Origin of the sequence: Shinella kummerowiae (genome assembly GCF_009827055.1) — a bacterium.
In the GTDB taxonomy this organism is placed as follows: domain Bacteria; phylum Pseudomonadota; class Alphaproteobacteria; order Rhizobiales; family Rhizobiaceae; genus Shinella; species Shinella kummerowiae.
Genome location: NZ_WUMK01000011.1, coordinates 34,059 through 50,325, shown reverse-complemented (window position 1 = coordinate 50,325; position 16,267 = coordinate 34,059). Strand labels below are relative to the sequence as shown.

Annotated in this window: 17 protein-coding genes; 12 read left to right on the top strand and 5 right to left on the bottom strand. The window is 64.9% G+C overall.

All coding sequences use genetic code 11. The annotated features are described in order from the left end of the window. Window positions 1-5: 5 nt before the first annotated feature. Complete coding sequence (pedF, locus tag GR138_RS25240; RefSeq protein WP_160862047.1) at window positions 6-692, bottom strand: cytochrome c-550 PedF; 687 nt, start codon at window positions 690-692, stop codon at window positions 6-8. A gap of 245 nt (window positions 693-937) precedes the next feature. On the opposite strand from pedF, the gene GR138_RS25235 reads away from it, so the two are divergent. From GR138_RS25235 to GR138_RS25210, 6 genes are read left to right on the top strand one after another with little or no spacing between them, the layout of a single operon-like run. Then, entirely contained in the window at window positions 938-2,029 is a 1,092-nt protein-coding gene (locus tag GR138_RS25235; protein WP_246200709.1) for an ABC transporter substrate-binding protein, read from the top strand. Window position 2,030: 1 nt separating this feature from the next. Continuing rightward, entirely contained in the window at window positions 2,031-2,996 is a 966-nt protein-coding gene (locus GR138_RS25230; protein ID WP_160862045.1) for a YVTN family beta-propeller repeat protein, read from the top strand. A gap of 20 nt (window positions 2,997-3,016) precedes the next feature. Then, window positions 3,017-3,472 (top strand): cupredoxin domain-containing protein, encoded by a 456-nt coding sequence (locus GR138_RS25225; protein WP_160862044.1) that lies wholly within the window; start codon window positions 3,017-3,019, stop codon window positions 3,470-3,472. Window positions 3,473-3,479: 7 nt separating this feature from the next. After that, window positions 3,480-4,193 (top strand): ABC transporter ATP-binding protein, encoded by a 714-nt coding sequence (locus GR138_RS25220; RefSeq protein WP_160862043.1) that lies wholly within the window; start codon window positions 3,480-3,482, stop codon window positions 4,191-4,193. Continuing rightward, window positions 4,190-5,032 carry an ABC transporter permease gene (locus tag GR138_RS25215; protein ID WP_160862042.1) on the top strand — a complete coding sequence of 281 codons (843 nt, stop codon included), beginning with the start codon at window positions 4,190-4,192 and terminating at the stop codon, window positions 5,030-5,032. Before GR138_RS25220 ends, GR138_RS25215 begins: the two co-directional genes overlap by 4 nt. A gap of 24 nt (window positions 5,033-5,056) precedes the next feature. Then, window positions 5,057-5,605, top strand: a complete 549-nt coding sequence (locus tag GR138_RS25210; protein ID WP_160862041.1) for a tetratricopeptide repeat protein — start codon at window positions 5,057-5,059, stop codon at window positions 5,603-5,605. Here GR138_RS25210 and GR138_RS25205 read toward each other — a convergent pair. Then, on the bottom strand, window positions 5,545-6,225 hold the full coding sequence (locus tag GR138_RS25205) for an ABC transporter ATP-binding protein (protein WP_160862040.1): 681 nt from the start codon (window positions 6,223-6,225) through the stop codon (window positions 5,545-5,547). The two genes, GR138_RS25210 and GR138_RS25205, sit on opposite strands and share 61 nt — an antisense overlap. Then, window positions 6,197-7,171, bottom strand: a complete 975-nt coding sequence (locus GR138_RS25200) for an ABC transporter substrate-binding protein (protein ID WP_160862039.1) — start codon at window positions 7,169-7,171, stop codon at window positions 6,197-6,199. Before GR138_RS25200 ends, GR138_RS25205 begins: the two co-directional genes overlap by 29 nt. Window positions 7,172-7,363: 192 nt before the next feature. Between GR138_RS25200 and GR138_RS25195 the strand changes: the two genes are divergently transcribed. From GR138_RS25195 to pqqA, 6 genes are all read left to right on the top strand, one after another. Further along, window positions 7,364-9,130: a PQQ-dependent methanol/ethanol family dehydrogenase gene (locus GR138_RS25195; protein ID WP_160862038.1), complete on the top strand. Its 1,767-nt coding sequence runs from the start codon at window positions 7,364-7,366 to the stop codon at window positions 9,128-9,130. Between the two features lie 114 nt (window positions 9,131-9,244). Beyond that, a complete protein-coding gene (locus GR138_RS25190; RefSeq protein WP_246200707.1) occupies window positions 9,245-9,931 on the top strand; it encodes a response regulator transcription factor in 687 nt (228 codons plus the stop codon). 82 nt (window positions 9,932-10,013) lie between these two features. Next, on the top strand, window positions 10,014-11,165 hold the full coding sequence (locus GR138_RS25185; RefSeq protein ID WP_160862036.1) for an FIST N-terminal domain-containing protein: 1,152 nt from the start codon (window positions 10,014-10,016) through the stop codon (window positions 11,163-11,165). After that, window positions 11,162-13,354 (top strand): PAS-domain containing protein, encoded by a 2,193-nt coding sequence (locus GR138_RS25180; protein ID WP_202402843.1) that lies wholly within the window; start codon window positions 11,162-11,164, stop codon window positions 13,352-13,354. The genes GR138_RS25185 and GR138_RS25180 overlap by 4 nt, the downstream gene beginning before the upstream one ends. Before the next feature lie 76 nt (window positions 13,355-13,430). Further along, complete coding sequence (locus GR138_RS25175; protein ID WP_160862035.1) at window positions 13,431-13,877, top strand: pseudoazurin; 447 nt, start codon at window positions 13,431-13,433, stop codon at window positions 13,875-13,877. A gap of 97 nt (window positions 13,878-13,974) precedes the next feature. Further along, a complete protein-coding gene (gene pqqA / locus GR138_RS25170; protein WP_160862034.1) occupies window positions 13,975-14,076 on the top strand; it encodes a pyrroloquinoline quinone precursor peptide PqqA in 102 nt (33 codons plus the stop codon). A 414-nt stretch (window positions 14,077-14,490) separates the two neighbouring features. Here the strand turns inward: pqqA and GR138_RS25165 are convergent, their stop codons facing one another. Both GR138_RS25165 and GR138_RS25160 read right to left on the bottom strand, forming a co-directional pair. Further along, complete coding sequence (locus GR138_RS25165) at window positions 14,491-15,186, bottom strand: helix-turn-helix domain-containing protein (RefSeq protein ID WP_160862033.1); 696 nt, start codon at window positions 15,184-15,186, stop codon at window positions 14,491-14,493. Window positions 15,187-15,257: 71 nt separating this feature from the next. Then, a complete protein-coding gene (locus GR138_RS25160) occupies window positions 15,258-16,172 on the bottom strand; it encodes an SUMF1/EgtB/PvdO family nonheme iron enzyme (RefSeq protein ID WP_160862032.1) in 915 nt (304 codons plus the stop codon). Window positions 16,173-16,267: the final 95 nt, after the last annotated feature.

Below are 16,267 nucleotides of genomic sequence, written 5' to 3'. Positions count from 1 at the left end.
GCAGGTTACTGCGTGGCCGAAAGGCCGACCGTCAGCACCTCGGCCGCCTTCTTCCAGCTTTCCGGCTTGTCCGAGAGGATGCGCGCAGCCTCATAGGTGACGCTGTCGGCAACCGGCGCGCCGGATGCGGTCTTCACTTCGGTCGCGATCGTCTCCAGTTCCTTCTTGATCGCGCCCGTATCGGCCACCTTGCCGCTGCCGAGTTCGTCGCGGATTTCATGGAGGCGCTTTGCGTGGGCGTCGAGCGCGCCGTCCTCCGGCCGTGTCTCGACATAGGTGCGGATCGCCCAGGCGGCCTTCTGGCCCAGAATGTCGCCGAAGGCCGGCATCTTGGTCGTGCCGTCCTGCGTATAACCGTGCCGGAAGCGCTCCACGAACCACTCGTCGCCGACTTCTTCCGCTTCCAGAAAGCGCAGGTCCGGCGCAAGCCCGCCGGACACCGCACCCAAGCCATGACAGCGCGCGCAGTTCTGGGTATAGCCGGAGGCACCGATCTCGACGGCCTTCAACCAGGCCTCATGGCCGATCTTCGCCTCGCGATAGGGGTTTTCGGTCAACCACTCCTCGCCCACTTCGGGAAGCGCATCGGTATTGACCGGTTGCGGCGCGACATCGCCATGCGCAATCACCAGGCTCGTCGTCGCCATGAGAATGAATGCGGCGACCCCGCCGCGAATGATGTTGGCCGACATGCCGTCCTCCTTCGCATTTCCAACTGCGCATTTTGTAAGGCAGCACGGACGCAGCGCGATATTCGACCTAGGTCGCGGCGGCGCATGGCACCAAGGTCGTATTTCTAGCTCTCCCCCTTGGCGACATGGTTGTTGCGGGAGGATGCGACATGCGGGAATGCTTCAAAGGGAGCCGGAAAGGCTTGTGGCTTGCGGCTGCGGCTTTCTGCTGGGCGTCCTCAGCCGCAGCCGACATTGCCATATCGATGACCTATCTCCGCCAGGAGATGCAGGCGCCGCCGGTGCTTTCCAATCTCGATCCGATTCCGGAGGACCGCGGCATTGCCGGCGCCGAGGTGGCGCTGACCGATACCAAGACCACCGGCACCTTCATGGGCCACGACTACAGCCTCGCATTGCTCTCGGTCGAATCCGATGGCGACTTCCTCGACGCCGCCCGCAAGGCGCTTGCCACGTCCAAGATCCTGTTCATCGACGCGCCGCCGGAAGGCATTCTCGCCGTGGCCGACCTGCCGGAAGCCAAGGGCGCGCTGCTCTTCAACGTCTCATCCGGCGCGCGACGGCTGCGGGACGCCGACTGCCGCGCGAACGTGCTGCACACCATGGCGGAAGATGCCATGCGCGCGGATGCGCTGATGCAGGTGCTGAAGGCGCGGCGCTGGACCCGCACGGTGCTAATCGCTGGACCGAAGCCGGAGGACCGCGCCTTCGCCGACACGCTGCGCGCCTCCGCGCAAAAATTCGGCGTCGAAATCCTTGCCGCGAAGGACTGGACGTTCGACACGGACCTGCGGCGCGCCGCCGGCCAGGAAATCCCCCTCTTCACCCAGGATTTTCCCGACCATGACATCCTGCTGATTTCCGACGAGGCCGACGATTTCGCGCGTTACGTTCAGGACAATACCTGGCTGCCGCGACCGGTCGCGGGCTCCGATGGCCTGCGCGGCGAGGGCTGGGCGACGGTGCTGGAACAATGGGCCGCCGTGCAGCTCCAGAACCGCTTCGAAAAGGCGGCCGGCCGCGAGATGGGCTCGCGCGATTACGCCGCGTGGACGGCGCTGCGCACCATCGGCGAGGCCGTCACGCGAACCAATTCCGCCGATCCCGCCGTACTACGCACCTTCATCCTCTCGGAAAAATTCGCGCTCGACGGCTTCAAGGGCCGCAGCCTCACCTATCGCGACTGGGATGGCCAGCTGCGCCAGCCGATGGCGGTGGTCAACGCCCGCGCGCTGGTCGAACTGGCACCACTCGACGGCTACCTGCACCAGACCAACGAAATGGACACGCTGGGCCTCGACCGGCCCGAAAGCACCTGCACTGCCTTTGGAGGATGAGATGAAATTTCCGGCCCTGCTGATCGCGCCCATGCTGGCCGCCATGCCGCTTCCGGCGATTGCCGGCGAGATCTGGGTGACGAACGAGAAGGACGACACGATTTCCGTGATCGACACGCTGACGCTGGAAATGGTGCGCACCATCAAGACCGGCGAGCGGCCGCGCGGCATCACCTTCAATTCCGACCACAGCCGCGTCTATATCTGCGCCTCCGACAGCGACACGGTCCAGGTCATGGATCCCGCGACCGGCGAGATCCTGCACGACCTGCCCTCCGGCGAGGACCCCGAGCAGTTCGTGCTCGCCCCGGACGACAAGCATTTATGGATCGCCAACGAGGACGATGCCGTGACGACGGTCGTCGATGTCGAGACCCGGCAGGTCGTGGCGCAGGTCAATGTCGGCATCGAGCCGGAAGGCATGGCGGTCTCGCCGGATGGCAAGATCGTCATCACCACGTCGGAAACGACGAACATGGCGCACTGGATCGACACCGGCACGAAGACGATCTTCGCCAACACGCTCGTCGATTCCCGTCCGCGCCATGCGGAGTTCGCCAAGGGCGGAACGGAGCTCTGGGTCTCGTCCGAAATCGGCGGCACGATCACCGTCTTCGACGTAGCCACGCAGGCGGAAAAGGCCAAGATCCGCTTCGAGATCACCGGCGTCAATGCCGACCTCGTCCAGCCCGTCGGCTTCGAGTTCACGCCGGACGGCAAGACCGCCTTCGTCGCCCTTGGCCCTGCCAACCATGTCGCGGTGATCGATGCCGATACGTTCGCGGTCAAGTCCTACGTCCTCGTCGGCCGGCGGGTCTGGCACCTCGCCTTCTCGCCGGACCACACGCAGCTTTTCACCACCAACGGTGTCTCCGGCGACGTGACCGTCATCGACGTCGCCTCGCTGGAACCCGTGAAATCCATCAAGGTCGGGCGCTTCCCCTGGGGCGCGGCGAGCCGGCCATAAGAGTCGAAGAGGAGGACATCATGAAAAGAGCAATCCTGACCGCCATCGCGCTTGTCGCCGTGCCGTTCGTGGCGCTGGCGGACGACGACGACAACAAGGCCGAAGCCGGCATGGGCCTTGCCGGCATCCTGTCCAAATCCAATCGCGAAGCGTTGCCCGAACTTACCCTGTCGGCAGGCCAGCCGGTTGCCAAGGGCGCGCTGACGCTGAAATCCGGCAAATATTACACGCTGGAAATCAAGGCGGACGGCAGCCAGGAACTGGCGCTGGAGGGGGCCGGTTTCTTCCGCGCCGTCTGGGTCAACGAGATCGTCATCGAGGGCATCGAGATCCGGCCGCTCGGCGTCGATTCCATCGAATTCGACGAGGCGGGCGAAGCGGAGATCAGCTTCATCGCGATCAAGCCGGGCAGTTATCACCTCAAGGTGCCCGGCAGCACGGGCGATACGCAACAGGTCTCGATCACCATAGAATGAGCAACACATGAGCGGCTTGACGGTAGAGGATATCAGCCACGACTGGGGCGCCCGGCGCGCCCTCGACGGCGTGTCCTTTACCGTCGAACGCGGCCGTTTCTGCGCCCTGCTCGGGCCGAACGGCGCCGGGAAATCGACGCTGTTCGGCATGCTGACACGGCTCTTCACGCCGCGCACGGGCCGCATCGCGATCGCCGGCCACGACATGGCCCGCGCGCCGCGCGCCGCCCTTGCCGGCATGGGCGTCGTGTTCCAGGCTTCGACGCTCGATCCGGACCTGACCGTCAGGCGCAACCTGCTTTACTTCGCAGCCCTGCACGGGCTTTCCGGGCGGGAGGCGGAGGCGCGCGCCATGGCGGCGCTCGAAAGGCTCGGCATGGCGGAACGCGCGGAGGAGAAGGCCGCAAGGCTGAACGGCGGCCACCGCCGGCGCATGGAAATCGCGCGTGCCCTCATCCACCGGCCCGACGTGCTGCTGCTGGACGAGCCGACGGTCGGACTGGACGCAGCCTCGCGCGCCGCCATCACGCAGCACGTGCACGACCTTGCGGCAGGTGGGCTGACGGTGCTCTGGGCGACCCATCTGGTGGATGAAGTGCGCCGGCAGGACCGGCTCGTCATCCTTCACCACGGCCGGGTGCTGGCCGATGGCGAAGCCGGAGACATTGGCGGTACGGATTTGACCGGCCGATTTCTTGCGCTCACGGGAGATCGGCCATGACTGCGGAGGCATTTCCAACCGTGGCTTCTGCACCCACCGGGTTCTTCAGATCGCACCCCTTCATCGCGCTGCGCGCGATCATCCACCGCGAGGCGCTGCGGTTTCTCGGCCAGCGCGGGCGATTGATTGCAGCGCTTGTGCGGCCGCTCGTCTGGCTCTTCGTCTTCGCCGCCGGCTTCCGGGCGGCGCTCGGTCTTTCGATCACCCCGCCCTACCAGACCTACATCACCTACGAGATCTATATCGTGCCCGGGCTGGTGGGCATGATCCTGCTGTTCAGCGGCATGCAGTCCTCGTTGAGCCTCGTCTATGACCGCGAGATGGGATCGATGCGGCTGTTGCTGACGGCGCCGTTGCCGCGCTGGTGGCTGCTGTTCTGCCGGCTTCTCGCCGGCAGCCTGATCGCCATGCTGCAGGCCTATGCCTTCCTGGCGATCGCCGCACTCTATGGCATTCGTTTTCCATTGCTCGGCTACCTGGCCGCAGCGCCGGCAATGGCCGCAAGCGCCATGATGCTGGGCGCGCTCGGGCTGCTCCTCTCCTCCTTCATCCGGCAGCTCGAAAACTTTGCCGGCGTAATGAACTTCGTTATCTTCCCGATGTTCTTCCTCTCCTCCGCGCTCTATCCGCTGTGGAAAATGGCCGAGGCCTCTCCAAGACTGCGGGACCTATGCGCGCTGAACCCCTTCACCCATGCCGTCGAACTCATCCGCTTCGCGCTCTACGCGAAGGGCAACCTGACATCGCTTGCCGTCACGCTCGCCGCTTTCGCCGTCTTCGGCCTTATCGCTGTCTGGGGCTACGATCCCGCCCGCGGGCTTACCGCGCGCAAGGCCTGACCAGGGCCGCAAAGGAGAACTGCCATGCGCCTTGCCACCCTCGCCGCCGGCCTTCTGCTGATATCCGCCAACACCGCCTTGTCCCAGACGGAGACCGATGCCGGCGGCACGCTCAATCCGGAAGAGCTGACGCTCAACCGCGTCATGAAGGACGTGGCGGAAGGGCGGACGAGCATGACCATCTGCGCGACCGGCTACTACATCACCAAATCGGGCCGCCACGAAATGGCGCGCGAGCTTTTCGAGCGTTGCGCCGCAGCCGGCTGGACGCATGCCATGACATGGATGTCGCAGCTTGACGACAACGGCCTTGGCGGCCCGGAAGACCCTGATACGGCGGCCGAGTGGGACCGCCGGGCCGCGGAGGCCGGCGATCCGATCGGCAAGCTGAACTACGGGCTCGACCTGATGCGCGGCCGCGGCGTCGCGGAGAACCGCGCGCTCGGCCGTCAGTATATCGACGAGGCGGCCCGCAGTGGCCTTCCTACCGCAAAGCGCCTGCGCGCCGCCGACTACGACCTCGATGTCGTGACGCCGGACGCCGACAACTGGAAATACGCCCCGGCCTTCTGATCCTCCTCGACGATCCGCGCGGGACGTCCCTCAAGCCGAAGGATGCGCCCGGCAAGCCGCTCCGCCTCCACGCGGACATGGGTGACGAGCAGGGTCGCGCAGGGCCGCTTCGCGATCAGCCGCTCGAAAAGGCCCATCATTTCGCCGGCAAGCGCCGGGTCCAGGCTGACAAAGGGCTCGTCCATCAGGAGAAGATCGGGCTTGGAGGCAAAGGCTCGCGCCAGGGACAGGCGCCGCTGCTGGCCGAGGGAAAGCATGCCGGGAAAACGTTCGCCGAGACCGCCGAGCTCTACGGCCTCAAGCCAGTGCCGCGCCTCTTCAGGGGAGATGCGCGCGACGATGGTGAGGTTTTCGATCGCGGTCCGCCAGGGTAGCAGAACCGGCTCCTGGAACACCATGGCAAGCCGCGCAGTGCCCTCCCGTCGGCCGCGAAAACCGCGATCGAGGCCGGCGACGACGCGCAGCAGCGAGGTTTTCCCGACGCCGGAAGGCCCGGTCAATGCCACCGTCTCGCCCGGGGCCAGCGAAAGCCTCATCGGGCCGAGCACACCGCCCGGCCCGCCGCGTTGAAGGTCGAGCGTGAGGACGGACTCAACTGCCGGGGTGGTGGAAGACGCCATCGGGCAGCTCTTTCAGGTCGCCGACCAGATCGGCGCCGCCGAGCTCGGTCATGATGGCCAGCATGCGTGCGGCCGCCTTTTCGTCCACCGCGCGCCTTTCCGGCGTGCCCGCGAGGAAACCCGCCTTCAGCGCCTCGAATTCCGCATCGGTCTCCGCCCGCATCATCGGCCGGATACGCTCCCAGGCGGCTGGATCATTGGAAAGCCTTTCCTTCGCCTGGCGCGAGGCGGTGGCGATCGCCTCGCCCAGTCCGGGATGGCTCTTCAGGATGTCGCCCCGCACCACGTAGCCGATCAGCGGTGTTTCCGGATCGAGGCCGAGGGCTCTCGCGGCCTCCTCGACGCCGACCAGCGTGCGCATGCCCGCCGCCTGCATCCGTGCGCCAAAATTCCAGAAGTTCAGGGCGCCCTGCACCTCGCCGTCGAGCGCGGCCTTGTAGATCAACGGCGGCGCGCCGAAGACCTGCTCGGTCGTGCCGGAAAGATCGAAATGCTCCACCTTCTGCGCATAGGCACGCAGGATCAGCCAGCTCTTGTCGATCGGGCTGCCGGCGACGCCGATCTTCTGGCCCTTCAGGTCGGAAAGGCTTTTCGCCGTGCTGTCCGCCGGCACCATCAGGCCGCCGACCGCACGCGAATAGGGAATGAACACGACGTCGCGGCCGGCGGCCCGCTCCCGCGCCACCCAAAGCCAGTCGGAGACGATGACGTCCACCTCGCCCCCGACGAGCGCAATCTGGGCCGCGGGAGCGCCGGCAATGTCCATCACCTCCATGGTAAAGCCGTTCGCCGTGTCGAAACCGTAGTGACGGATCGTATCGACTTCCCAGTTTACGGTGCCCGAAAGCTGGAGCGCGGCGCGCACGACAGTCGGCTCGGCGAGCGCCGGCAGGCTGGACATAACCGCGGCAAATGCCACTCCGACAAGCGATTTCAGGATTGTCATGGGCTCTCCTCCCCCTGTTCCAGCGATGCTATCCGCCGCCGCCACGGCCCGATATACGACCTATTGGGGGTCCCCAAAGACATCGGGGTCTCGGCATTACGACCAAGGTCCAATTCATCCGTTGCAAGAGTGAGCAGATGATCCACGCCATGAAGCCCGCATCGATCTGCGGGCAGGGAGTGGGAGGATGCCATGAGGAGTCTCGTTCTGGCCGCGGTTGCGGCCATTGCCTGTGCGGGTGCCGTGCAGGCCGGCGTAACGGAGGAGGATCTCGCAAAGGACGCCGAAACCGCCGCCGACGTGCTGACCAACGGCATGGGGCGCGGCCTGCAGCGCTTCTCGCCGATGGAGACGCTGAACACGAAGAACGTCAAGAACCTGCTGCCGGCCTGGGCGTTCTCGCTCGGCGGCGAAAAGCAGCGCGGCCAGGAAAGCCAGCCGATCATCTATGACGGCATGATGTATATTACCGGCTCCTACAGCCGCCTCTACGCCATCGACATCAAGACCGGCAAGGAAGTCTGGCAGTACGATGCCCGCCTGCCGGAAGGCATCCTGCCCTGTTGCGACGTGGTCAACCGCGGCGCGGCGATCTTCGGCGACAACATCTTTTTCGGCACGCTCGATGCCCGCCTCGTGGCGCTCAATCGCAAGACGGGCGATGTCGTCTGGAACAAGAAGATCGCCGACTACAAGGAAGGCTACAGCTATACCGCTGCCCCACTGATCGTGAACGGCCTCGTCGTCACGGGCAATTCCGGCGGCGAATTCGGCGTCGTCGGCGAGGTGCAGGCGCGCAATGCCGAGACCGGCGCGCTTGTCTGGACCCGGCCCGTGATCGAAGGCCACATGGGCACCTTCAAGGGCAAGGAAAGCACGATGACCGGGACGCTGAACGCGACCTGGCCCGGCGATATGTGGAAGACCGGCGGCGGCGCGACCTGGCTCGGCGGCTCCTATGACGAAGACACGAAGACGCTCGTCTTCGGCGCCGGCAACCCCTCGCCCTGGAACAGCCACCTGCGCGGCGCCGGCAAGCCGGTGGACGGCAACAAGGGCGACAACCTCTATGCCGCATCGCGCATCGGCATCGATCCGGAAAACGGCGAGATCAAGTGGCACTTCCAGACCACGCCGCGCGAAGGCTGGGATTTCGACGGCGTCAACGAGGTCGTGCCCTTCGTCGACAAGGACGGCAACAAGCGCTTCGCAACGGCGGACCGCAACGGCTTCTTCTACGTGCTGAACCGCGAGGACGGCAAGTTCGTCTCCGCCCATCCCTTCGTGAAGAACATCAGCTGGGCCAAGGGCATCGATGAGACGGGCCGCCCGATCTACAACGAAGACAACCGTCCGGGCGATGCCGCTGCCGCCGCCGATGGCGCCAAGGGCCAGCAGGTCTTCGCGGTGCCGTCGTTCCTCGGCGGCAAGAACTGGATGCCGATGGCCTACAGCCCGAAGACCGGCCTGTTCTACGTTCCCTCCAACGAGTGGGGCATGGACATCTGGAACGAGCCGATCAGCTACAAGAAGGGTGCCGCCTATCTCGGCGCTGGCTTCACCATCAAGCCGCTCTTCGAGGACCATATCGGCAGCCTGAAGGCGATCGACCCCAATACCGGCGAGATCAAGTGGGAATACAAGAACGGCGCTCCGCTCTGGGGCGGCGCGATGACCACCGCCGGCGGCCTCGTCTTCTTCGGCACGCCCGAAGGCGATTTCGTCGCCCTCAACAACGAGACCGGCGAGGAGCTCTGGAAGTTCCAGACCGGCTCCGGGATCGTCGGACAGCCGGTGACCTGGGAACAGGACGGCGAGCAATATGTCTCGGTGATTTCCGGCTGGGGCGGCGCGGTTCCGCTCTGGGGCGGCGAAGTGGCCAAGAAGGTCAACTATCTCAACCAGGGCGGCATGGTCTGGACCTTCCGCCTGCCAAAACAGCTCGCAGCGCTGGACTGAGACGACAAGCCGGGCGGAAACGCCCGGCTTCCTGCTTTCTGCACGGGCCAACAAGGCCGATGAAGACGGACGAAATCAATGCTAAGCTATCGCCAGCCCTTTCGGGAATTTCGCATGATGCCAGTCCCAGCCCCCGACAAACCCGTGCGCACGCTGAAATCGGCGCTGATCGTCGACGATCACCCGCTGTTCTGCGATGCGCTGGCGATGACCTTGACCGGTCCGGTCGGCATTCCGGACGTCGAGGCCGTCGGTGCGCTTGAGGCAGCACTTGCGAGGCTGGAGACCGGCCCGCTGCCCGACGTGGTGGTGCTGGACCTCAACCTTCCCGACGTCAACGGGCTCGATGGGGTGGTGCGCCTGCGCCGCGCCCTGCCGGACACGCCGATTGTCGTCGTCTCGTCGCTCGACGAGATCCGCGTCGTGCGGGCAGCACTCAAGGCCGGCGTCAATGCCTTCGTCCCCAAACATGCCTCCCGCGAAGAATTCCGCGAGGCGTTCGCCGTCATCGCGCGCGGCGAAATCCATGCGAGCCGCATGGCGCTCGAAGCTTCGGCTCCGACGCCATCCGAAGAAGCGGTGAGGCGGCTGGCATTGCTGACCCGCCAGCAGGCGCGCATCCTGCAACTCGTCTGCGCCGGGCGCATGAACAAGCACATCGCCTATGAGCTTTCCATCGCGGAAACCACCGTGAAGGCCCATGTCACCGCCATCATGCGAAAGCTCGGCGTGCAGACACGCATGCAGGCCGTGCTTTTCGCCCAGGAGGCAAGTTTCAACGTCATGGCGACCGATATCTGACAACGAACTGCGTGCTGGCGTCCGGTCATCATGGATGCTCTAAGCTTTAAGGCGGGGGAAACGGCGGAGGAGGCCATCACCCGTGGAGGAACAGTTCATCACGCGTGCGCTCGCATCGGCGCATGACGCCCATGCGGTCGAGAGGCTGGCATCAAGCCTCGGTCCCGGCCCGTTTTCGCTCGTCCTTTTGTTCGTCTCGCCGGAAGCCGACGTGCCCGGCATCGTTTCGGGCGCGGCAAGGGCCTGGCCGGATGCGCGCATCGCCGGCTGTACCACCGCCGGAGAAATCTCCGGCGCCGGCTATGAGGACGGAAGCATCGTCGCCATCGGTTTCCGTGCACGCCATTTCGCGGCCCAAACGCTGCTCATTCCGGATCTGTCGCAGCTTGCGGCAAGCGAGCTTTCGGAGGCGCTGCTGCATGTTAGGCAATCGCTCGCCCGCGATCACGGGCACCTGCCCGAAGAGTTCGCGCTGCTTTTCGTCGATGGGTTGTCGGCGCGCGAGGACGAACTTGCTTCGGTGCTCGCCGCCGGCACGGGCGCGATGCCGCTCATCGGCGGATCGGCCGGCGACGGCACGAATTTCCGCGAAACCCTCGTCTTCGACGGCAGGCGGCTTCTGGCGAATGCCGCGGTGATTTCCGTCATGCGCGGCGCCTGTCCGCTGCGGGCCTTCAAAATGGACCATATCAGGCCGACGGAGCGGCGCATGGTCGTGACGGAAGCCGACCCTGCCGCCCGCATCGTGCGAAAGATCAACGCCGAACCCGCCGTGCAGGAATATGCCCGTCTCATCGGCATGCAGCCGGAAAGCGTCGATACCCTCACCTTCGCGATCCATCCGCTTACCGTGCGCATGGGCGAGCGCCACCACGTGCGTGCTATCCAACGCGTTCTGCCGTCCGGCGAACTCCTGTTCTTTTCGGCGATCGACGAGGGAATGGTTCTCACGATTGCCGAACCGCACGATCTCGTGGACCACCTGGCGGGCGAATTGCAGGCCCTGAAGCAGCCCGGAAACCCCGTCGCCGTGCTTGCCTTCGACTGTATCCTGCGGCGCGTCGAGGCGCAGGAAAAACAGATGACCGGCCGCGTTTCCGAGCTTCTGCGGCATCATGGCGTGATCGGCTTTTCCACCTATGGCGAACAGATCGGCCCGATGCACATCAACCATACCATGACCGGTTTTGCCTTCTACCCGCCCGGCACGATCCTTTCGGGAAGCGATCCATGAACACACACCTGTCCGAAGGATTGCTCGACCCCGCCGATGGTGAGACGAAAAACCTCGAAAAGATGCTCGTCATCGCCGATGCCCTCATTCGCCATGTCGAGCAGAATTCCGGCGACAGGGGTGCGGCCTTCGAGCAGTTTCGCCGCGCCGCCGTTCTGGAGGACCGGGTGCGCCAGCGCACGCGCGACCTCGAAACCACGCTCAAGCAGCTCAACGACGCCAACAGCGCGGCCGAGCGGGCGAGACGCGATCTGTCCCAGGCCATCGAGGCGGTCGATGAAGGTTTCGCCCTTTTCGACCCCGCCGACATCCTCGTGCTGTGCAATTCCCGCTTCTGTCGCGACCTCACCGACGTTCGCCCGAAACTCTTTCCAGGCATCGCCTTTGCCGATTATGTGGAAATCGTCAGCCGTTCCACGATGCTGGCCTTTCCCAAAGGCGTGACGGTCAAGGCCTGGGCTGCGGAACGCATGCGCCTGCATCGGACCCGGCAGGTCTTCAATGTCGGGCTGACCGGCGACCGCTGGCTTCAGGTCAGCGAGCAGCGCACCGCCGATGGCGGCACCGTCATCCTCCAGACGGATATCACCGACATCATCCGCATGGAGCGCTCGGAACGCGGCAAGCTGCTTGACGATCAGGCCCGCATGATCCGCGCGACGCTGGAACATATCAACCAGGGCGTCGGCATCTTCGACGCAAACCGCCGGCTGGCCGGCTGGAACGGCCGTGTCGCGCAGCTTCTCGACATTCCGCCGCGGCTGCTGCGGCGGGGAACGCCGTTCGAATTGCTGGCGGACCGCATTGCCCGCTCGATCACCCTCAGCGACGGTTTTTCCGCCGATATGCTGCGCCAATGGATCGACGGCCGCCTGCCGCGCGAACCGCTGTCCTTCGAACTCCAGCACGTCTCGGGCATCATTCTCGACGTCTTTGCGCAGGAAATGCCGGGGCGCGGCTTCGTCATGTCGTTTGCCGACGTGACGCGCGAGCGCCTTGCCATTCACGCCATGATCCGCGCCAACAGCTCGCTGGAAGCGCGCGTGGCGGCGCGCACCGGGGATCTCGCCGCAGCGCTTGCCGAGGCCGAGCGCGCCAATTCCGCCCGCGTCCGCTTCGTCGCGGCGGCAAGCCACGATCTGCTGCAACCACTGTCGGCCGCAAAACTCTTCGTCGCGGCGGCGCGTGACGACGCGGGTGCCACGCCGATGTGCGGGACGCTGGAAAAGGCACACAATGCCCTTGTCAGCGTGGAGGGGATCCTCGGCGCCCTGCTCGACATCTCGCGCCTGGAAGCCGGCGGCGCTGCGGTCGATATCGGCCCGGTTCCCCTTTCCGTTCTGCTCAACCAGCTCACCGACGAATTCGCTCCCATCGCCGCCCGCAAGGGCCTGCAGCTCGACATCCTGCACTGCGGCCTCACCGTATCGAGCGACCCGACCTACCTGCGCCGCATCCTGCAGAACCTGATCAGCAACGCCATCCGCTACACGAGCAGCGGCCGTGTCCTCGTCGGGCCGCGGCGGGTGAAAGGGCATGTGCGCATCGAGGTGCATGATACGGGACCGGGTATAGCAGCCGACCAGCAGCAATCGATCTTCCGTGAATTCCATCGCATCCAAGGCTCCGCCTCGGCATCGGAGGGAATGGGGCTCGGCCTTGCGATCGTGGAAAGGGCCTGCGGCCTGCTCGGCCACCGGCTGGCGCTTCACTCGGAACCGGGGCGCGGCACCTGTTTCGCCGTCGATCTGGCCGTCGTCCCGCACCACGCCAAGCCGGCCTATCGGGAGACCGCGCCGGCGATACCCGAGGAGCCGGGCGACAATTCCGATCGCATCGCGCTTCTCGTGGAGAACGACGAGGACCTGCGCCGCGCCATCTCCCTGCTGCTGGAGCGGCGCGGGGTCAGCGTGCTCGAAGCGGCAAGCGGCGAAGAGGCGCTCTCCCTGCTGGAGGAAATCGGCATCGTGCCCGACCTTTACCTGATCGACCAGCAGCTCGACGGCACGCTCACCGGCATCGAAACCGTGCTGGCGCTGCATGCGGAATATGGCGAGCGCCCCACCCGCCTGCTCACCGCCAACCGTACGCCGCAGGCGCGGCTTGCCGCGGACGCCGCGGGCATCGAGGTCATGTACAAGCCGATCGCCGCGGACGCGCTGGAGGCCTTCGTGCTGCACGCGAGCTGACCCGGCACCAAGGTCGCATTGCGACACGGCGTGCCAGATGGGACATCCCTTCCACCCGAATTGGAGGAGGAAGGACATGAAGAAGCTACTCGCGGCAACCGCCCTGATGATCCTTGCAAGCGGTGCGGCACAGGCGGCCGAGCACGCCGTCAAGATGATGAACAAGGGCGAAAGCGGCGCCATGGTCTTCGAACCGGCCGCCATCGCGGCGGCACCCGGCGATACCATCCGCTTCATCCCGACGGACAAGAGCCACAATGTCGAGGGCATCAAGGGCATGCTTCCGGAGGGCGTAAAACCCTTCAAGAGCAAGGTGAACCAGGAATATGTCCTGACGGTCAGCGAGCCCGGCTTCTACGGCGTGAAGTGCTCGCCGCATTACAGCATGGGCATGGTCGCCCTCATCCGGGTCGGCGATGGCTCCCCCAATCTTGACGCTGCAAAAGCGGTGAAGCTGCCGAAGAAGGCGTCGGAGCGCATGACGGCTGCCTTCGATGCGCTGGCGGCAGCGGCGGTGAACTGACCCGATCGAGAGACCCGAGACCTTGGTCGCATTGTGAAGCCGGACGGACGGGCGCAGCCTGACAGGGTGAACTGTCCACGTTCTGGAGGAGAAACAAATGGCCTGGAAGAAACCCGTCGTCAAAGACATTGCCTGCGGTATGGAAATCAACATGTACGGCCCGTCGGAAGATGATCCGCGTCCCGAACATCCGTTCTGAACGGGGCGCTGTGCGTATCATCGTTCTCGGGGCAGGCGCCGGTGGCGGCCTGCCCCAATGGAACTGCGGCTGTGTGCAATGCGCCGCGGCGCGTGAAGGTCTGATCCCCGCGATGACGCAGAGCACGCTTGCCGTCGGATGATCTGCCAAGGCGTCGGACAAGGTTGCTTACCTCCGGCGACAATTCATTGCCGCGATACTAGCATTCATCCCGCAGAAAGAAAGAATAATAAACTATACTTTTGTAATCATGATTCAATTTGCGCAATGTCAATTCCGGATATATCGGTGAGAACACATCGAAGACATGAAACATTTCCAAAAAAGCGCTGCTAATTTAAAATCAATAGTACAGGAAACAAAAGCAATTCAGGATTTACTGAATAATGACGCGATAAAATAAACACCAAGGCGTCAGTCGCGGCCGCCATCCGCAAGCGCGGCAAGACCAGCCATGTCGCGCACCAGAAGCTTCTGCCGGCCGCCTTCAACGAGGCCTTGCGATTCCCAGGCGCTCAGGATGCGCGAGACGGTGTGCAGCGTCGTGCCGGTCATTTCGGCAATATCTTGCCGGGAGATCGGGAAATCGATGCGCACACCCTCGCCTTCCTTGCGGCCGGCCTGCTTGGAGAGCCGGAGCACGGCGTGCGCCACGCGGCGCTCCACCTCCTGCGTCGACATTTCGCGGATGCGGGTATGCGCTTCCTCCAGCCGCTGGCCAATCGTCTGCATGGCGCTGACGGCAAGCCGAGGGTTCTGCTCGACGAAATGCGGCCAGAGATCCGTCGGCCAGCCGAGGATGACGCTTTCCGTCGCGGCCTTCGCGGTGCCCGGATAATCCGAGCGCTGCAAGGCCTTGGCAAAGCCGAAGAGATCGCCGGGATGCACGACGCGCACGATGATCTGCTGGCCGTCCTCCGTCACCTGCGTCACCTTCAAGCGCCCGTGCAGCAGAAGGAAGAAGCTTGCTGCCTGCTGGCCCTGCTTGAAGACGGCGTCACCCTGCGGCACGCGGCGCGCGGCCGCGTGGTTCAGCAGCCTGTCGAGATCCTCGTCGCTCATCCTGTCAAACAGGGCGAGCGACCGGACGACGGTCCGGTCAATCTTCACAATCGTGTCCCTTTGCGTGCGCCTTCATCGGCGCATCCGGCTTCTATCATGCCTGTCCGCCGACAGAAAGTTCAGAACGCAAGTCCCCTCTCTCTAAGCTTCGCAAGAAGCGGCGCATACCAGCGCGTATCCTTGACCAGCCGGAAGCCGACATTGTCGGGCGGAACCCCGACCGCGCAGCCGCCGCCCTTCGGGTTGCGCACGAACGAACTGAGCGCCGCCCGGTGCTTGCCGCTAGCGACATAGATGCCGCAGGACGATACGTCGTTCACAACAATGCCGGCCTTGTCGAGATTGACACGCCGGTTGCAGGTCGCCGTCCACTCCCAGATATTGCCGGCGAAATCCGCAAAGCCGTATTCGTTCTCGCCGAAGCGGCCGAGCGGCTGCGGCGCCGGATCGCGCGAGGCCTTGCGCGCCGCCTCGCGGTTATAATCGGCGAGCCAGCGATCGGCCGGGTTGGTGCTGTTGATATCGACACCGAGCGCATCGTCGGGAAACCGTGAGCCGGCGGCAAAGGCGAGATCCTGATCGCTCGGCAATACCCAGACCTCGCCGGTGCGCGCACTCAGCCAGCCGGCATAGGCGGTGGCATCGTCGTAGCTGACGCCGGTCGCCGGCGTCGTGGTGGCATCGTGAGGAGCAAAGCCCGGCTCGGCCGCCGGGCAGGCGCCATCGGCCACGCAGCGGCCGTAATCCGCAGCCGTCACCTGATATTTCATGATGGTGAGCGGGCGGCGCATGGTGACGCTCTTCACCGGCCCATCGACGGCAAAGCCGTTGCGGAAGAACTCGCCGCTGTCGCGATACTCGAAGCGGCGCGGCGCGATTTCCACCGTCAACGGCTCGTCCAACACGGGGCCGGTAGCCGCCAATCCGATAAGATCAGCCTTGATCGCGAGCGTGCCGGCAAGTGCCGCCAGCAGCAGGGCGGGAAGCGCAAGTGATTTCAGGGGAATGCCGGGTTTCGATGTCAGCGCAGCCATGAAGGCCTCCTTACGCCTCGCCCGGACGATCGTTCGGCGTCCGGGACTGGGCGCCGATTGGTATGGGAATCGCAGCCTTGCGATCCGCAAGCGCG